Source organism: Microbispora sp. NPDC046933, from assembly GCF_040644635.1.
Classification (GTDB): domain Bacteria; phylum Actinomycetota; class Actinomycetes; order Streptosporangiales; family Streptosporangiaceae; genus Microbispora.
The window spans coordinates 82,489-97,469 of the sequence record NZ_JBEYWW010000006.1 but is presented as its reverse complement, the minus strand read 5'-3'; the positions used below and the strand labels follow the sequence as shown (position 1 = coordinate 97,469).

Below are 14,981 nucleotides of genomic sequence, written 5' to 3'. Positions count from 1 at the left end.
CGCTCGGGTTCACGTCATCAGCCCCAAAGTAACTCTGCGTAATGTTTCTGGTTCAGTACGTAGTAGTCACGAGCTGAGCGGTACCGGGCCGTAGCCACGTCTGGGCCCAGCAGGGTGCTTGGTGAATCTTCGGTGCGATCGGGGGAGGAAAGGATCCCTGCCGATGCGCAGAGAGTGGCAGCTGGAGGACCTCATCGAGTGCTGGACGCTGGATGAGGCCGAGGTCGAACTGCTGGCGAACAAGAGCGGAGCCACCCGCCTCGGGTTCGCCTTGATCCTTAAGTACTTCGAGCTGGAGGGGCGTTTCCCTCGCCGCGAGGACGTCCCGGCCGAGGCGATGTTCGAGCGGGAGTTCACCGCCACTACGGTGCAGCGCTTGCCGGCCACGGCGGCCGCGCTGGAGGACTTGATCGCGGTTCCCGATCCTGTCCCGGACGGCGAGGAAGAGGGTCGCGACGACGGTGCGGCGATGCGCAGCTTCTTGCAGGAGCTGAAGGAGGACCCGGGGCCGTTGCAACTGGAGACGCTGCTGGCCGAGATCGTCAAGCTGGAGCGAGTCAAGGCGATCGGGCTGCCGGAGACGCTGTTCGAGGGGACCTCGGAGAAGGTCGTGGAGGCGTGGCGGGCGCGGGCGATGCGGACGTACCCCTCCGACTTCGCCGCCGCGCCGGATGCGATCAAGCTGACCCTGCTGGCGGCGTTGTGCTGGGTGCGCAAGACCGAGATGATCGACGGCCTGGTCGAGCTGCTGATCCAGCTCGTGCACAAGATCAGCGTGCGGGCCGAGCGGAAGGTCGAGAACGAGCTGAGCAGCGAGTTCCGGCGGGTGCAGGGCAAGCACGGCATCCTGGCCCGGCTCGCCCAGGCGGCGCTGGACCTGCCCGAGGAGCTCGTCCGCACGGCGATCTACCCGGTGGTGGGCACGGCCACGCTGGCCGACATCATCGCCGAGGCCAAGGCGAATGAGAAAGAGCTCCGTACCCGGGTGCGGGTCAAGCTGCGCGGCTCCTACTCGCGTCACTACCGGCGCGGGCTGCCCAAGCTGCTGTGCGCGCTGGACTTCCGCTGCAACAACACCACCTTTCAGCCGGTGATGGACGCGCTGGCGCTGCTGGAGCGCTACGCCGACTCCGAGGCCGTCTTCTACGACGCCACCGAGACGGTGCCGATCGACCACGTGGTGCCCGAGGACTGGCAGGAGGCGGTGGCCGACGAGCGCGGCCGCATCGAGCGCATCCCGTACGAGCTGTGCGCGCTGGTCGCGCTGCGCAAGCCATCCGGCGCCGCCAAATCTGGGTGGAGGGCGGCAAGACCTGGCGCAACCCCGAAGCTGTCCTGCCGGCCGACTTCGACGACAACCGGGACGTGCACTACGAGGCCCTGGCCAAGCCGCGCGATGCGGCGGCGTTCATCGCCGACCTGCAACGCCGCCACACCGCCGCCACACCGCCGCCCTGAACCGGCTGGAGACGGCGATGCGCAAAGGCACCACCGGGGGAGTGAAGATCACCCGGAAGAAGGGCGAGCCATGGATCAGCGTGCCGCCGCTGGACAAGCAGGAGGAGCCGGCCGGGCTGAAGGCGCTGAAGGCGGAGATCTCCCGCCGGTGGGGCGTGATCGACCTTTTGGACGTGCTCAAGGACGTCGCCCACGTCACCGGCTACACCGCCGCGTTCACCTCGGTGGCCTCGCACACCGTCATCGAGGAGGCGGTGCTGCAGCGGCGGTTGCTGCTCTGCCTGTACGGGCTGGGCACGAACGTCGGGATCAAGCGGGTGGCCGACCGGGTAGCCGCGGCCGCGCTGCCATACCATCAGGACGATCTTCATCTGTGAGTACCTCGCCGACGAGGCACTCAGGCGCGAGATCGGCGAGGGCCTGAACGTGGTGGAGAACTTCAACTCCGCCAGCAAGGACCTGTTCTACGGCAAGGCCGGGGATCTGACCGGTGATGATCGCGAGCACGCCGAGGTCTCGGCGCTGGCACTGCACCTGGTCGCCGCCGCCATCACCTACCTCAATACGCACCTGATCCAGATGGTGTTGCGCGATCCTGCTTGGAAGAAGCAGCTGAGCGCGGCCGATCGGCGGGGGCTGACCGCCCTGTTCTGGTCGCATCTGAACCTGTACGGCCGCTTCGAGCTCGACATGAACCGCCATCTGGAGTTGGACACCGCGGTCGCCGGTCCATCCCAGTGACCAGCGTGACGGGCGTACGCCACCGGCCGACCCTGCCCGCACACCGGCCGCGCCCGCCTCGGCTACGACCGCACCCGCGTCCTCCTGGACACCTACGCCGGCCTCGACTTGCACCAGCTGCGCCACAGCGCCGCCACCCACCTCGGCGACGCCGAAATCCCCTGCAGCTCATCAGGGGCAAAACCCAGCACAAGACCCCCCGCACCGCTGTGTGCTACGTCAAGCCCGGTGCCGAAGCCATTGCCAAGGTCACCGAGGTCCTCGCGCCCACGGAGAGGCCGGACACCAGTGTGAGAGGTATCCCGATTTGATTGTTAACTATGCAACAGTTAGCATGTTAACTATGAAGGAGAGCACGTTGGAGCTGATGCGGTGGGTTGTGTGGGGGCAGCGGCGCATCGCCGATGACTGGATACGGGAACGTGGCCTCACCCACGAGCAGAGCGCCGTGTTGGCGTACCTGTCAAAGAACCCGGATGCCATCCAGCGTGACGTCGCCCGGGCCACGCGCACCAGTGCGCCGGGCATCTCGCGGCTCCTGGCCGGGCTGGAGCGTCGCGGACTCGTGGAACGCCGGACGCAGGAGGGTGACACGCGCAGCCGCCGGGTGCATGTCACCCCAGCGGGCTCCGAGCTGATCCAGGGTTTTGAAGAGGCCATGGACCGCGTCGAGGAGTCGATCCTCGCGCCGCTGGGCGCCGAAGGGCGGGCGCTGCTCCACGACCTCTTGGAGCAGCTCGCATCCCGGATCGAGCCGCCCAGCTTCCCCTGACCCGGCCCTGTTACCCCGCTTGTTCCGCGCGGTGGCCGGGAGCCCTTGCGGGCAGGACCGCCGGTTCATCCAAGAGCAGTAAGGAACGCATGCATGACTCAGATCACGATCATCGGCGCCGGTCTCGCGGGACTGACGCTGGCCCGAACCCTGGCGGTTCAGGGAATCCCGTCCACGGTGTACGAGGCGGAGGCGTCTGCGCAGGCCCGCGGCCAAGGCGGCATGCTCGACATCCACGACTACAACGGACAGCACGGAATCCGTGCCGCCCGCCTGATGGACGGCTTCCGATCCCTCATCCTCGAAGGTCGCCAGGCATCCCGCGACGTGGCACCTGACGGCACCATCCTGGCGGACCAGCCCGACGACCCCGCCGCAGGCCGCCCCGAGGTGCAGCGTGGCGAGCTCCGACAGTTGCTGCTGGAATCCCTCCCTGCCGATACGGTCGTCTGGGGCCACAAGACTCAGAATGTCCGGACCCTCCAGGACGGTCGTCACGAAGTGACCTTCGCCAACGGATCGACGATCGTCACCGACATCCTCATCGGTGCCGACGGTGCCTGGTCGAAGGTCCGGCCGCTGCTGTCTGATGCCACGCCCACCTACGCCGGACGCTCGATGGTCGAGACGTACCTGTATGAGAGCGACACCCGGCACCCCGCCACCCTGGCGCTGGTCGGCGGCGGGTCGATGACCGCCTACGACGAAACCACCCGCATCGGTCTCGGCGTGCAGCGCGAGCGCGCGGACACCCTGCACTCCTACGCCATGTTCGACCAGCCGCTCGAGTGGTTCGATGGGATCGATTTCAACGACGGCCCTGCGGCCGCCCGTACGGTCGCGGCAATGTTCGAGGGGTGGGCGCCGGAGCTCGTCGCGCTGGTCGCGGACAGCGATATCCCGCCGGTTTTCCGCCCCTTGTACGGGCTGCCGATCGGGCACCGCTGGGAGCATGTACCCGGGGTCACGCTCATCGGAGACGCCGCCCACCTGGCACCGCCGGACGGCGAAGGAGCGAACTGGGCGCTGTTCGACGCCGGCCAGCTCGGCAACGCCATCGCCGAACAGCCCGAGGACATCGACGCGGCCATCCGCGCCTACGAAGCCGCGCTGTTCCCGCGGAACATCGACACCGCCACCGCAGCCGCGGCTTACTACCCCGACTTCAAACCGTACTGACACAGCTACCCCAGGCAAGTGGCGTCGCCGCGGAGCGCTGGTCGGGCCTGGCCGTAGGAGACGTCGTCAAGGTGCTGGCGGTGATCTGCTCGCGGCGGCCGCGCAAGGAGACGCCGCTGGACCGGCTGCGGGATCGGGCCTACGTGTGCGGCGCCCGCGCCTCCGAAGTCTGCGGCCTGTACGTGGAGGACCTCGACCTGCGCCTGGACGACGAACACGTCCGCATCCACGGCAAGGGCGGCAGCGTGCGCACCGTCTTGCTGGACGACCGCGGGTACGTCACCCTGCTCAAGCTCTACCTGGTTCGCGCCGGCTACACCGCCGGGCCGCTGTTCCGCGCCTCCATTAACGGCCGGGGCGGACCCCTGTCGTATGACGCCGCTCACCACCGCTGGCAGGGCTACTGCGCGCAGGCTGGCGTCGACATCGACATCCACCAGCTGCGCCACGCCCACGCCACCGAACTCATCAACGCCGGCGTCTCCATCGAGGCCGTCCGCCGCCGCCTCGGCCACGCCTCCACCGAAACCACCCAGCTGTACGCGTTGCTGGACGACAAGGTCGCCGACGCCGAGATCCGCGCCGCACGCCGTCGCCGGGACCGGGCAACGAGCTAAGGAAGCGTCGCAACCAGGAGCAGCCTCAGCTCACTGCAATCAAGATCCTTCTCAGCGCCAACGGCTGTTCGCCGGTTCCTCGACCCCGGGACCGGCCGCTCCAGCACGTCACCGAACACCTCCACACGATCATGTCCGGAAGCATCGAGGATCTGAAGGAACGCGGCGCCCGACGCCGGCATCCGCTACTTCTTGATCTGAAGGACAGACACGTATGGTCTTCACCCAAGCCGAACTCGACTACCTGGCCACCCAGCGCATCGGCCGGCTCGTCGGCGGGGGCGCGCTGGGCAGGTCGAAGAAGTTCCGGAACGTCCAGCGGGGCAGCACGGTCGCGTTCGTCGTGGACGACCTCGCGACGGTCGATCCGTGGGCGCCCCGGGGCATCGAGATCCGGGGCACGGCGGTGGCGCTGACCGACCAGGAGCCGCCCCTGCCCGGTCTGTCCCGGGAGATCATCAGGATCACCCCACCAAGATCATCTCGTGGGCGCTGGGCGGGCCGCGAGCGAGCCGTACGGTGTGAACTGCCGCTGACGGCGGCATGCCGATCACCGTCGACCACGAAGCGCGCCGGGATCACCGGCGCGCTTCGAAGTCGGCGTGGGACGGTCGCCGGTCAGGAGGAGGCGGAGACGTCCCCGGGATACATCGGGTAGCCGTACCCGGCCACCTGCCAGGTGGGCCGGGTGCGGGCCTCGACGGCGCCGCCGTCGCCGGTGTTGCCCTCGATGGTCCTGATGGTGCCGTCGCCGTTGTCCTTGACGACGAAACCGACGTGCTCGACGTCGTCGATGGCCTTGCTGCCGTTCCAGTTGAAGAACACCACCGCGCCCGGCTTGGGCGTGCGACCCCAGCGGCCGTGGTCGGCGAACCAGCGGGCGTGCTCGACGGTGTAGGCGTCGGAGCCCATGACCGGCCCGATGCCGAGCTGCTGTCCCACCCAGGAGACGAACATGTCGCACCAGGGGGCGTTGAGGTAGCCCTTCAGCGTGCCGCCGTCGCGGGCGAGGGTCTCGCGGGCGCGGGGGGTGGACATGTACCACTGCTGGAACTTGGTCCCGCCGCCGTAGGCGTTCTCGCTGATCCCGATCTGGCTCCTGGCCAGGTTCAGCACGTCGCCCGCGCTGACCTTGGGCAGCGTGGAGGCGATCTCGGCCATCGACTGCGCGGCCGCCGGGCCCTTGCCGGTGGCGGGGTTGTCCGCCGCGTGCGCGGCCGGCGATGCGATCAGCACGGCCGAGGCGAGGGCCCCGCCCGCGAGTGCAGCGCGAACACAGGTGTTGAGGACGTGCATGGTGGGGCGAACTCCCTTACTTCCATGCCGCCTACCGGGTTAGCTGACGGGTTCGGGCTGGAAGTCGCCCTACGGCACGTATGCCGATTCACCCCAGGAGAGGTGGGTCCCCGGCTCCGCGCGGACGCGGACTCGGCGGCCGGGCGGCAGGCCGGGATCGGCCGGCCGCGTCGGTCTGAGGAGGGCTTCTTGACCATTGAGATGAGCAAGTGCGCCCTGAGCTGCCTAAAACGTAATAGACCAGGTCAAACCGGTCAAGTTAGAACAACTCAGATTTTACTGGACAGTAGGCGGCAAACCCGGCAGAGGCGGGTATCGGCCGCCCAACCCGGTCTCACCTGGGCAGGCGCACGGTCACGGCCAGGCCGCCCTCCGGCCGGGCGAGCGCCTCGGCCGTGCCGCCGTGCGCCACGGCGATGGCCCGGACGATGGACAGGCCCAGCCCCGCCCCCCGGGCGGATCGGACGCGGTCGCCGCCCAGCCGGCGGAACGGCTCGAACAGGTCGTCCACCTCGTACGGCGGGACCGGGGGCCCGGTGTTCTCCACCGTCACGCTCACCCCGGCCTCCTCCTCCCGCAGCCGGACCCAGACCTCCCCGTCCCGCACGTTGTACTTGATCGCGTTCTCCAGCAGGTTGACCAGGCAGCGTTCGAGGAACAGCGGATCGCCGTGCGCGACCGCCGGGCACAGGTCCTCGTGGACGACCACCTTCCTGCGGCGCGGCTGCAGGTCGATCTGCTCCATCGCCGTACGGACGACCTGCCGCAGGTCGACCGGCTTGCGGGCGGTCAGCTCCTGCTCCGACTGCGCGAGCATGAGCAGGCCCTCGATCAGCCGCTCGTACCTGGCGTTGGTGCCGAGCAGCGCGCGGGCCAGCGCCTTGAGATCCTCCGACGCCGCGGGCTCCTCCAGCGACACCTCCAGCACCGTACGGTTGACCGCCAGCGGGGTGCGCAGCTCGTGGGAGGCGTTGGCGATGAACCGGCGCTGGGCGTCGAACACCCGGTGCAGCCGGTCGAGCATCGCGTCGAAGGTGTCGGCGAGCCGCTTGACCTCGTCCTGCGGGCCGCGCAGGGCGATCCGCTCGTGCAGCGTGCTCTCCGACAGCCGCTGCGCGGTCTCGGTCACCCGCTCCAGCGGGCGCAGCGCGCGGTCGGCCACCAGGTAGCCCAGCACCACCGCGACGGCCCCGACGAGGATCATGACGACCACCGACGAGCGGAGCACGTCGGTCAGCACGTCGGCCGCCCCCTGCTCGACGTTGGTGCGCACCCGCTGCGCGAGCATGTCGCTGTCGGGCAGCCTGCCCCCCAGGACGCCATCGGGGGCGCCGGCGTCGGTCACCTTCGACGCCACCGCCACCACGAACCGCTGGTTGAGCGCCCGCGCGGTCAGCAGGTGGGTGAACCACAGCAGCACCGACCCCGCCAGGAAGAACAGCCCGCCGTACAGCAGGGTGAGCCGCGTCCGCAGGCCGAGCCTGCCCCACAAGGACAGGACGCGGGTCACAGCCGATATCCTCGGCCCGGCACGTTCTCGATCACCGGGGGGTCGCCAAGTTTGCGGCGCAGCGAGGTGATCGTGACGCGCAGCACGCCCGTGCCCGCGTCCGCGTGCTCGTCCCACACGTTCGCCCGCAACCGGGCCGAGGTCACCAGCCCTCCGCCGGCCCGCATCAGCTCGTGCAGCACGTCGAACTCCTTGCGGCCCAGCGCCACCTGCCGCCCGTCCCGCGTCACCGTACGGCGGGCGGGGTCGAGCCGGATCCCGGCCCGCTCCAGCACGGGCGGCACCGCCCGGGGCGAGCGCCGGGCCAGCGCCCGGATCCGGGCCACCAGCTCGGCGAACGCGAACGGCTTGACCAGGTAGTCGTCGGCGCCCAGGGACAGGCCCCCGACCCGGTCCCGCACCCGCCCGGCCGCCGTCAGCATGAGGATGCGGCTCGCCCCGCTCGCGCCGGCCAGCTCCCGGCACACCTCGTCGCCGTGCACCTCGGGCAGGTCGCGGTCGAGCACGACCACGTCGTAGTCGACATAGGCGGCCAGCTCCAGCGCCTCCTGACCGTCGTAGGCCACGTCCACCGCGATCGCGTGCAGCCGCAGCCCACGGGCGACGGCCTCGGCCAGCTGTTCCTCGTCCTCGACCACGAGCACCCGCATCCCAACCTCCCGCTCGGTTCCGAGAGTGGCGTACGCGGTGTTAGCCGCGGATAAGCGATCTCCGCTTATCCGCGTTTAGCACCGCCTCCGCTGGAGTTGGGCCCCGTCCCGGGCGAACGCCCCGGGAGAAGAGGAGCGACTCATGCGCTTACGACCGCTGCGCGCCCTGGGCCCGGCACCGGTGCTCACACTGGGGCTCACATTGGGGCTCGCCCTGGCACTGACCGGCTGCGGCGCGGCGCCCGCGGACGACGGGATCGCCAGCGCGGGCGGCGCCACGTCGGGCACAGCGTCAGGCGCCGCGGCCAGGCCGTCCGCCACGAGCACGGTGGACCGCCAGGAGGCCCAGCTCAAGTTCGCCCAGTGCATGCGCGAGCACGGCGTCGACATGCCCGACCCCGATCCCGACGGCCGCGTCCGGATCATGAGCAAGAAGGGCGACGAGGCCTCGATGCAGAAGGCCATGCAGGCCTGCCAGCACTTCATGAAGGACGCGGTCGGCGACAAGCTCGGCGGCGACGATCCCCAGGCGCGCGACCGGATGCTCAAGTTCGCCCAGTGCATGCGCGAGCACGGCGTCGACATGCCCGACCCCGAACCCGGAAAGGGGCTCCAGGTCAAGATCAAACCGGGCCAGGAGAAGGCGATGGAAGAGGCGCAGAAGGCCTGCGAGGAGTACGCGCCGGGGAGGAAGCCGTGAGGAAGGGCCTGGTGATCGCGGGCGCCGGAGTCCTCGCCCTGGCCGCCGCCGGAACGGCCGTCGCCATGGCGGGCGGCGACGGCGCCGGCGCGGCCGAGCCGTCCCCGCCCCCGGTGCCCGCCACCGCGTCGATCACCCGGCAGGACCTGGTCGACACCAAGACCGTCGAGGGGTCGCTGACCTACTCCGGCGAGCGGCAGGTCAGCACCGACGCCTCCGGCACCGTGACCTGGGTGCCCGCCGAGGGCGCGGTCGTCCGGCGCGGCCGCGCGCTGCTCAGGGTGGACCGCAGGCCGGTGGTCCTCATGTACGGCTCGCTGCCGATGTACCGCCCGCTGCGGCAGGGCATCGACGACGGCCCGGACGTCGAGCAGCTCGAACGCAACCTCAAGGTCCTCGGCTACGGCGACGACCTGACTGTGGACGACCACTTCAGCTACGCCACCTACCTGGCCGTCAAGGAGTGGCAGGACGACGCCGGGCTGCCCGAGACCGGGCAGGTGGACGCCTCCCAGGTGGTCTTCCTGCCCGCCGCCGCCCGGGTGACCGACGCGAAGGTCGAGGTCGGCGACAGGATCACCCCCGGTCGTCCGGCCCTCACCATGTCGGGCGTACGGCGGCTGGTGCACGTGGACCTGTCCACCGACGACCAGTCACTGGCCAGGAAGGGCGCCAAGGTCACCGTGGAACTCCCCGGCGGCGAGCGGGTCACCGGGAAGATCACCTCGGTCGGCACGGTGGCCGAGGCCGTCCCGTCCGGGCAGGGCCAGGACGAGGGCAGCACCATCGACGTCGACATCACCCTGAGCAAGACCCCCAAGACCCGCCTCGACAAGGCCCCGGTCGAGGTGGAACTGGTCAGCGAGCGGCGCGAGAACGTGCTGGCCGTGCCCGTGGAGGCGCTGCTGGCCCTGCGGGAGGGCGGCTTCGGCGTCGAGGTGGTCGAGGGCGCGTCCACCCGCGTGGTCCCAGTAGAGCTGGGCGCCTTCGGCAGCGGCATGGTCGAGATCACCGGCGACGGGCTCACCGAGGGCATGAAGGTCGGGGTGCCCGCCACATGAGCATCCCGCGGCCCGAGCAGCCGTACGTGGTGGAGCTGCGCGAGGTGACCAAGGAGTACGGCGGCGGCGTGCGGGCCCTGCGCGGGGTGGACCTGCTGGTCGAACGCGGCGAACTGGTCGCCATCGCCGGGCCGTCCGGCTCCGGCAAGTCGACCCTGCTGCACCTGATCGGGACCCTGGACCGGCCCACCACGGGCACCGTACGGATCGCCGGGCACGACGTGGCCGGGCTTTCCGACCGCGAGCTGTCCGCGCTGCGCGCCCGCCACCTGGGATTCGTCTTCCAGCAGTTCCACCTCGCGCCCGGGGTGAGCGCGCTGGACAACGTCGCCGACGGCCTGCTGTACACCGGCACGCCGCTGCGGGCGCGGCGGGAACGCGCCGCCGCCGCGCTGGAGCGGGTGGGTCTCGGCCACCGGCTGGGCCACCGCCCCAACCAGCTGTCGGGCGGCGAGCAGCAACGGGTGGCGGTGGCCCGCGCCGTGGCGGGCGATCCGCCGCTGCTGCTGGCCGACGAGCCGACCGGCAACCTGGACTCGGCGGCGGGCGCCGAGGTGCTGGGCGTCCTGCGCGACCTGCACGCCGCCGGCACCACGATCGCGGTCATCACCCACGACCCCGAGATCGCCGAATGGTGCCCCCGGCAGGTGCGCGTACGCGACGGCCTCGTCGTCGCCGACGCCGGGGCCGGCGCCGGACGCCGCCCTCCCGGAGCGAACCCCAAGCTCAATTCTGACAAGGCGCCGAATGCCGAAACCGCGGCGGCGGCGAAGGGAGCACCACGATGAGCCCTCAGCGGCTGACCCCCGCCAGGCTCGGGCCGTCCGACGTCCTGCGGACCGGCGCGGCCGGGCTGCGCACCCGCCCCGCGCGGGTGGTGCTGTCCGCGCTCGGCATCGCCATCGGCATCGCCACGATGATCGCGGTGCTGGGCATCTCGTCCTCCTCCCGCGAGCAACTGCTGCGCCAGCTCGACCGGCTCGGCACCAACCTGCTCACCGTCGCGCCCGGGCAGACGATGTTCGGCGAGGAGGCCAAGCTGCCCGTGGAGGCGCTCGGCATGGTCCGGCGCATCGGACCGGTCCGCACGGCCTCGGCCACCGGCACGGTCGACACCACGATCCGGCGCACCGACCGCATCCCCAAGGCCGTGACCGGCGGCATCGCCGTCCAGGCCGCGACCGCCGACCTGCTCACCACCCTGGAGGGCCGGGTCGTCAAGGGCGCCTGGCTCAACGCCGCCACCGAGGCGCGGCCCGCCGTCGTGCTGGGCGCCAAGGCCGCCGAGCGGCTCGGCATCACCAGAACCGGCGTACGGGTCTGGATGGGCGAGCGGTGGTTCACCGTCGTCGGCGTCCTGGGCCCGATGCCGCTCGCCCCGGAGATCGAGCGCTCCGCGCTTGTCGGGTTCCCGGCCGCCGAGAAGTACCTGGGCTTCGACGGCCACCCGACGACCATTTACGAGCGGTCCGCCGAGGAGTCGGTGGAGGCCGTCCGTGCCGTGCTGCCGCGCACGGTCAACCCGGAGAACCCGGAGGAGGTCACGGTCAGCAGGCCCTCGGACGCGCTGGCGGCCCGGGCGGCGGCCGCGAGCGCGTTCACCAACCTGCTGCTCGGGCTCGGCGCGGTCGCGCTGCTGGTCGGCGGGGTCGGCGTGGCCAACACCATGGTGATCTCGGTGCTGGAGCGGCGCAAGGAGATCGGCCTGCGCCGCTCCCTGGGCGCCACCCGCGGGCAGGTGCGCCTGCAGTTCCTCGCGGAGTCGCTGCTGTTGTCGGCGCTCGGCGGGATCGCGGGCGCGGTGCTGGGCGGCCTGGCCACCGCCGGCTACGCGCTGTCGCGCGACTGGCCGCCGGTGGTCCCGGCCTGGGCGTTCGCGGGCGCGGTCGGCGCCACGCTCGTCATCGGCACCCTCGCCGGCCTCTACCCGGCGATGCGCGCGGCCCGCCTGTCGCCGACGGTCGCGCTCGCCACCACCTGACCGGTCACCTGTCGGTGACCTGGCCGGTCACCTGGCCGGTCACCGCCAGCCGGCCGGGTCGACGCCGCCCGGCACGGGGGCCGCCGGGTCGTACGGCTCACGCGTGAAGATGAACGTGTTGAGATCCAGGTGGGTCACCCCGCCGGGGGAGCGGACCACCCGCAGGGTCTCTCCGGCGTAGTAGCCGTCCAGCCCGACCCAGGTGCCGTCTGCCTGGGAGACGAACCGGGAGGCGCGGCCCTGCCCGGTAACCGGGGTCAGCGACAGGCCGCGCTGCGGCAGGACCCGCAGCACATACGGCGTCGGCCCCCAATACCACGGCCCGGTCAGGGCGAGCAGGTCCTCGTCCACCGGAGAGGGCGACCACTCGGCCGGCAGCGGCGGCTCGTGCTCGGCCAGGATGTCCAGCAGGGCGGTGTCGAGGTTGCGCACGCCCGAGGTGGTGTTGGCCATCCACAGCACGGCCACGCCGTCGGCGGGATCGGCCCACACGGTGGCGAGGAAGCCGGGCATCGACCCGGTGTGGCCGGCCAGCCGCCGCGGGCCGCCGGGCCCGATGTGCCGGGCCAGCTGGAGGCCGAGCCCGTAGCCGCGGGTCCATGCGTCGCCGTCCTCCACGACGGCCGGCTCGCGCATCTCCGCGACCGTGGCCGGGCGCAGCACCTCGCCGGCGTCGCCGCCGATGAAGGCCGCCCAGCGGGCCAGATCGGTGGCCGTGGACCACATCTGCCCGGCGGGGGCCATCGCGCCGTGGTCGTTTTCCGGCTCCGGCAGCAGCGCGTCGGCCCAGGGGTGCACGGCGTACCCGGTGGCGTGCGGCGCACGGGGGCGCGGGGTGGTGTCGCGCATGCCGAGCGGCTCCAGGACCTCCTCGCGTACGACCTCGTCCCACGCCGCCGACCGCTTGCGCGCGACCAGCTCGCCGAGCAGGGCGAACCCGAGGTTGGAGTAGTGGTAGCGGCGGCCGGGCCGGTGCCGGGAGGACTCGGGACCGAGCGCGGCGACCAGGTCGCCCACCGGCACGCCCGGGGTGCGCTCCCACCACTGGCCGGGCGACTCGGCGGTCAGCCCGCCGCTGTGGGACAGCAGCTGGGCCACCGTGACGTCGCCCAGCGGCGTGCCGGGCACGTGCTTGTCCAGGGGGTCCGTCAGGTCGAGCCGGCCCTCGTCGCGCAGCCGCATGACGACGGTCGCCACGAGGGTCTTGGTGATGGACCCGATCCGGTACTGGGTGTCCCGGGTGGGCGGCTCCCCGCCGACCCGCCCGCGCGCCCCGAACCAGGCGATCTCGCCGCCCCGCACGATCGCCGCCACCAGCGACGGCACCCGCGACTCCGCCTGCTCGGTCGCCAGCCTGCGCAGCAGTGCGCGGGCCGTCCCCTCCAGCACCATTCCGGTCGTCCCCTTTCCGTGATCCGCACCAGGCTAGCGCTCCGCCGCTCGCGCGGCCCCGGAGTCGTCCCAGGCCGCACTTCGTCGTGCGGCCGCCGCGCCGGGCAGCTGGAAGCGGATCGCTCCCGGATCGTCACAGGAGGAACGGCAGCGCCCGCTCGGCCACGGCCGGGGCGGTCTTCCGCTCCGAGGGGCCCATGTGGTTGGCGCCGTCCACGGCCTGGAGTACGGCGTTGGGAAGGGTGCCGGCCAGCGTGGCGAACTCCTCTTGGTGCAGGGGCTTGGAGCGTCGGCCCACCAGTAGCAGCACCGGGGCGGTGACGTCGGCGAACTCGGGGAGGCGGCCGTGCTGGGCGGCAAGCTGCTCGTGTTCGGCCAGGCAGGCTCCCAGCAGGGGCCGCATCCGCTGCCAGGCCGGCCCGCGGAAGGCGACGCGGAAGACCATGCGCAGGTACCAGTGCGGCAGTTTTGTCATGAAGTCCGGTGCGCCGCCCGACCCCTGGATGAAGTGGATGAACGCCCCGTAGTCGTCGCCTGCGGCCAGCCGTTCACGGAACGGGGCCATCCAGCCGGTCGGGACGGGGGAGCAGGGAACTCCGGGCTCGTAGACCGCGATGCGGTCGAACAGCGGGAACGAACGCGCGGTCTCCAGGACGACGAGCCCGCCGTAGCTGTGCCCGAAGGCCAGGCGCGCCCCGGTGTCCGCCTGGACGGCGCACAGGTCCTCCACTTCCTTGGCCAGGGAATAGTCGGGTCCCTGTGGGCCGCTGGCACCCCGTCCGCGCCGGTCGACGACGTGCACGGTGAAGGAGCGGGCAAGCAGGCGGGCCAGCGGCAGATAGTCGGCGGAGGTTTTCAGGTTGCCGCCGAGCACGATGAGATCGGGTCCCGTGCCCAGCGTCTGGTAGCCGATCGGCGTGCCGTCGGCCGACTGGACGGTGCGCGGGCGTAAGGGCAGGGTGTCGATGTTCCGGCTCACTTGCCCGCCTCCCGCTCCAGCCGGTCGAACGTCGTCAGCAGCCGCGCGGTGTGCTCGGCGTACTCGGCGTACGGCACGCCGCTTTCGGCCACGACCGCGGCCAGGCGGTCTTCGAATTCCTGCCGGATCGAGGCCACCAGCCGCTTTCCCTCGTCGGTGAGGCTCAGCCGTCGGCGGTTCCCGCCGGCGGGGTCGGGCTGGACGTCGAGAAGACCGTCGGCGGCGAGGACGGCCGTCATGCGGCTCACCGACGGCTCGGTCACGCCGAGGTATTCGGCGAGGGTCCGCTGCGTCGAGGCCCCCAGTTCTCCCACCAGGGTCAGCGCCAGGAAACGGCTGTAGGAGATGTCGTGCTCCGCTCGCAGGATCCGGTCGGCGGCCCGGTCCAGCCGGGCGATGAGCACATGCAGGTTGAGGCTGAGGTTCTGTTCCATAGCGGTAACTTAGCATGCTAACTTAGCTGAGGCAAGTTGTAGTCATAGCAGTACGCTCGGTGACGAATCGGCGCTGACCGGCATCAGGCCCGGCCCTCGCGATGCGGCAATCTCGGCGTGACTTCTCCCCGCATCGTCGCGACCGACCTTGACGGCACCCTCCTCAACTCCCTCGGCTCCGTGTCCGCACGCACCCGGCAGGCCCTTCGAC

Annotated in this window: 16 protein-coding genes, 1 pseudogene and 1 riboswitch; of the genes and pseudogenes, 11 read left to right on the top strand and 6 right to left on the bottom strand. The window is 71.3% G+C overall.

Annotated features, from left to right (window positions below; translation table 11 throughout):
• Positions 1-163: 163 nt before the first annotated feature.
• From ABZ857_RS10080 to ABZ857_RS10050, 7 genes and pseudogenes are all read left to right on the top strand, one after another.
• Positions 164-325, top strand: a pseudogene (locus ABZ857_RS10080) (DUF4158 domain-containing protein); the annotation flags it as partial.
• A gap of 1,150 nt (positions 326-1,475) precedes the next feature.
• Positions 1,476-1,835, top strand: a complete 360-nt coding sequence (locus ABZ857_RS10075; RefSeq protein WP_357041063.1) for a Tn3 family transposase — start codon at positions 1,476-1,478, stop codon at positions 1,833-1,835.
• Positions 1,813-2,199 (top strand): Tn3 family transposase, encoded by a 387-nt coding sequence (locus tag ABZ857_RS10070; protein ID WP_357041061.1) that lies wholly within the window; start codon positions 1,813-1,815, stop codon positions 2,197-2,199. The genes ABZ857_RS10075 and ABZ857_RS10070 overlap by 23 nt, the downstream gene beginning before the upstream one ends.
• Before the next feature lie 343 nt (positions 2,200-2,542).
• A complete protein-coding gene (locus tag ABZ857_RS10065; RefSeq protein WP_357040489.1) occupies positions 2,543-2,971 on the top strand; it encodes a MarR family transcriptional regulator in 429 nt (142 codons plus the stop codon).
• Between the two features lie 93 nt (positions 2,972-3,064).
• Positions 3,065-4,150, top strand: a complete 1,086-nt coding sequence (locus ABZ857_RS10060; protein WP_357040486.1) for an NAD(P)/FAD-dependent oxidoreductase — start codon at positions 3,065-3,067, stop codon at positions 4,148-4,150.
• A 71-nt stretch (positions 4,151-4,221) separates the two neighbouring features.
• Entirely contained in the window at positions 4,222-4,767 is a 546-nt protein-coding gene (locus ABZ857_RS10055) for a tyrosine-type recombinase/integrase (RefSeq protein WP_357040483.1), read from the top strand.
• A 214-nt stretch (positions 4,768-4,981) separates the two neighbouring features.
• On the top strand, positions 4,982-5,425 hold the full coding sequence (locus tag ABZ857_RS10050) for a hypothetical protein (RefSeq protein ID WP_357040480.1): 444 nt from the start codon (positions 4,982-4,984) through the stop codon (positions 5,423-5,425).
• Here the strand turns inward: ABZ857_RS10050 and ABZ857_RS10045 are convergent.
• The 3 genes from ABZ857_RS10045 to ABZ857_RS10035 all read right to left on the bottom strand — a co-directional run bounded on the left by ABZ857_RS10045 (position 5,386) and on the right by ABZ857_RS10035 (position 8,223).
• Positions 5,386-6,063, bottom strand: coding sequence for a CHAP domain-containing protein (locus ABZ857_RS10045; RefSeq protein WP_357040477.1), 678 nt, complete (start codon positions 6,061-6,063; stop codon positions 5,386-5,388). The two genes, ABZ857_RS10050 and ABZ857_RS10045, sit on opposite strands and share 40 nt — an antisense overlap.
• A gap of 14 nt (positions 6,064-6,077) precedes the next feature.
• Positions 6,078-6,211: riboswitch (cyclic di-AMP (ydaO/yuaA leader) on the bottom strand.
• A gap of 186 nt (positions 6,212-6,397) precedes the next feature.
• Positions 6,398-7,573 carry a HAMP domain-containing sensor histidine kinase gene (locus tag ABZ857_RS10040; RefSeq protein WP_357040474.1) on the bottom strand — a complete coding sequence of 392 codons (1,176 nt, stop codon included), beginning with the start codon at positions 7,571-7,573 and terminating at the stop codon, positions 6,398-6,400.
• Positions 7,570-8,223 (bottom strand): response regulator transcription factor, encoded by a 654-nt coding sequence (locus tag ABZ857_RS10035; protein ID WP_357040471.1) that lies wholly within the window; start codon positions 8,221-8,223, stop codon positions 7,570-7,572. The genes ABZ857_RS10040 and ABZ857_RS10035 overlap by 4 nt, the downstream gene beginning before the upstream one ends.
• A 142-nt stretch (positions 8,224-8,365) precedes the next feature.
• Between ABZ857_RS10035 and ABZ857_RS10030 the strand changes: the two genes are divergently transcribed.
• Genes ABZ857_RS10030 through ABZ857_RS10015 form a run of 4 tightly spaced genes read left to right on the top strand, consistent with a single transcriptional unit; the run spans position 8,366 to position 11,965 of the window.
• Complete coding sequence (locus ABZ857_RS10030) at positions 8,366-8,923, top strand: hypothetical protein (RefSeq protein WP_357040468.1); 558 nt, start codon at positions 8,366-8,368, stop codon at positions 8,921-8,923.
• A complete protein-coding gene (locus tag ABZ857_RS10025; protein ID WP_357040465.1) occupies positions 8,920-9,984 on the top strand; it encodes a peptidoglycan-binding protein in 1,065 nt (354 codons plus the stop codon). The genes ABZ857_RS10030 and ABZ857_RS10025 overlap by 4 nt, the downstream gene beginning before the upstream one ends.
• Positions 9,981-10,772, top strand: a complete 792-nt coding sequence (locus ABZ857_RS10020; RefSeq protein ID WP_357040462.1) for an ABC transporter ATP-binding protein — start codon at positions 9,981-9,983, stop codon at positions 10,770-10,772. The genes ABZ857_RS10025 and ABZ857_RS10020 overlap by 4 nt, the downstream gene beginning before the upstream one ends.
• The gene (locus ABZ857_RS10015; RefSeq protein ID WP_357040459.1) at positions 10,769-11,965 is read left to right on the top strand and encodes an ABC transporter permease; all 1,197 of its coding nucleotides are present in this window, start codon (positions 10,769-10,771) and stop codon (positions 11,963-11,965) included. Before ABZ857_RS10020 ends, ABZ857_RS10015 begins: the two co-directional genes overlap by 4 nt.
• A 39-nt stretch (positions 11,966-12,004) precedes the next feature.
• Here ABZ857_RS10015 and ABZ857_RS10010 read toward each other — a convergent pair whose 3' ends face one another.
• The 3 genes from ABZ857_RS10010 to ABZ857_RS10000 all read right to left on the bottom strand — a co-directional run bounded on the left by ABZ857_RS10010 (position 12,005) and on the right by ABZ857_RS10000 (position 14,770).
• Entirely contained in the window at positions 12,005-13,357 is a 1,353-nt protein-coding gene (locus tag ABZ857_RS10010; RefSeq protein WP_357040456.1) for a serine hydrolase domain-containing protein, read from the bottom strand.
• Positions 13,358-13,490: 133 nt separating this feature from the next.
• The gene (locus ABZ857_RS10005) at positions 13,491-14,336 is read right to left on the bottom strand and encodes an alpha/beta hydrolase (protein ID WP_357040453.1); all 846 of its coding nucleotides are present in this window, start codon (positions 14,334-14,336) and stop codon (positions 13,491-13,493) included.
• The gene (locus ABZ857_RS10000) at positions 14,333-14,770 is read right to left on the bottom strand and encodes a MarR family transcriptional regulator (RefSeq protein ID WP_357040450.1); all 438 of its coding nucleotides are present in this window, start codon (positions 14,768-14,770) and stop codon (positions 14,333-14,335) included. The genes ABZ857_RS10005 and ABZ857_RS10000 overlap by 4 nt, the downstream gene beginning before the upstream one ends.
• Positions 14,771-14,981: the final 211 nt, after the last annotated feature.

Excerpts from the sequence above, each read along its gene's own strand:
- ABZ857_RS10020 (WP_357040462.1), top strand. The coding sequence starts at position 9,981 with ATGAGCATCCCGCGGCCCGAGCAGCCGTACGTGGTGGAGCTGCGCGAG.
- ABZ857_RS10010 (WP_357040456.1), bottom strand. The coding sequence starts at position 13,357 with ATGGTGCTGGAGGGGACGGCCCGCGCACTGCTGCGCAGGCTGGCGACC.
- ABZ857_RS10000 (WP_357040450.1), bottom strand. The coding sequence starts at position 14,770 with ATGGAACAGAACCTCAGCCTCAACCTGCATGTGCTCATCGCCCGGCTG.
- ABZ857_RS10045 (WP_357040477.1), bottom strand. The coding sequence starts at position 6,063 with ATGCACGTCCTCAACACCTGTGTTCGCGCTGCACTCGCGGGCGGGGCC.
- ABZ857_RS10075 (WP_357041063.1), top strand. The coding sequence starts at position 1,476 with ATGCGCAAAGGCACCACCGGGGGAGTGAAGATCACCCGGAAGAAGGGC.
- ABZ857_RS10060 (WP_357040486.1), top strand. The coding sequence starts at position 3,065 with ATGACTCAGATCACGATCATCGGCGCCGGTCTCGCGGGACTGACGCTG.
- ABZ857_RS10015 (WP_357040459.1), top strand. The coding sequence starts at position 10,769 with ATGAGCCCTCAGCGGCTGACCCCCGCCAGGCTCGGGCCGTCCGACGTC.
- ABZ857_RS10030 (WP_357040468.1), top strand. The coding sequence starts at position 8,366 with ATGCGCTTACGACCGCTGCGCGCCCTGGGCCCGGCACCGGTGCTCACA.
- ABZ857_RS10050 (WP_357040480.1), top strand. The coding sequence starts at position 4,982 with ATGGTCTTCACCCAAGCCGAACTCGACTACCTGGCCACCCAGCGCATC.
- ABZ857_RS10065 (WP_357040489.1), top strand. The coding sequence starts at position 2,543 with ATGAAGGAGAGCACGTTGGAGCTGATGCGGTGGGTTGTGTGGGGGCAG.
- ABZ857_RS10035 (WP_357040471.1), bottom strand. The coding sequence starts at position 8,223 with ATGCGGGTGCTCGTGGTCGAGGACGAGGAACAGCTGGCCGAGGCCGTC.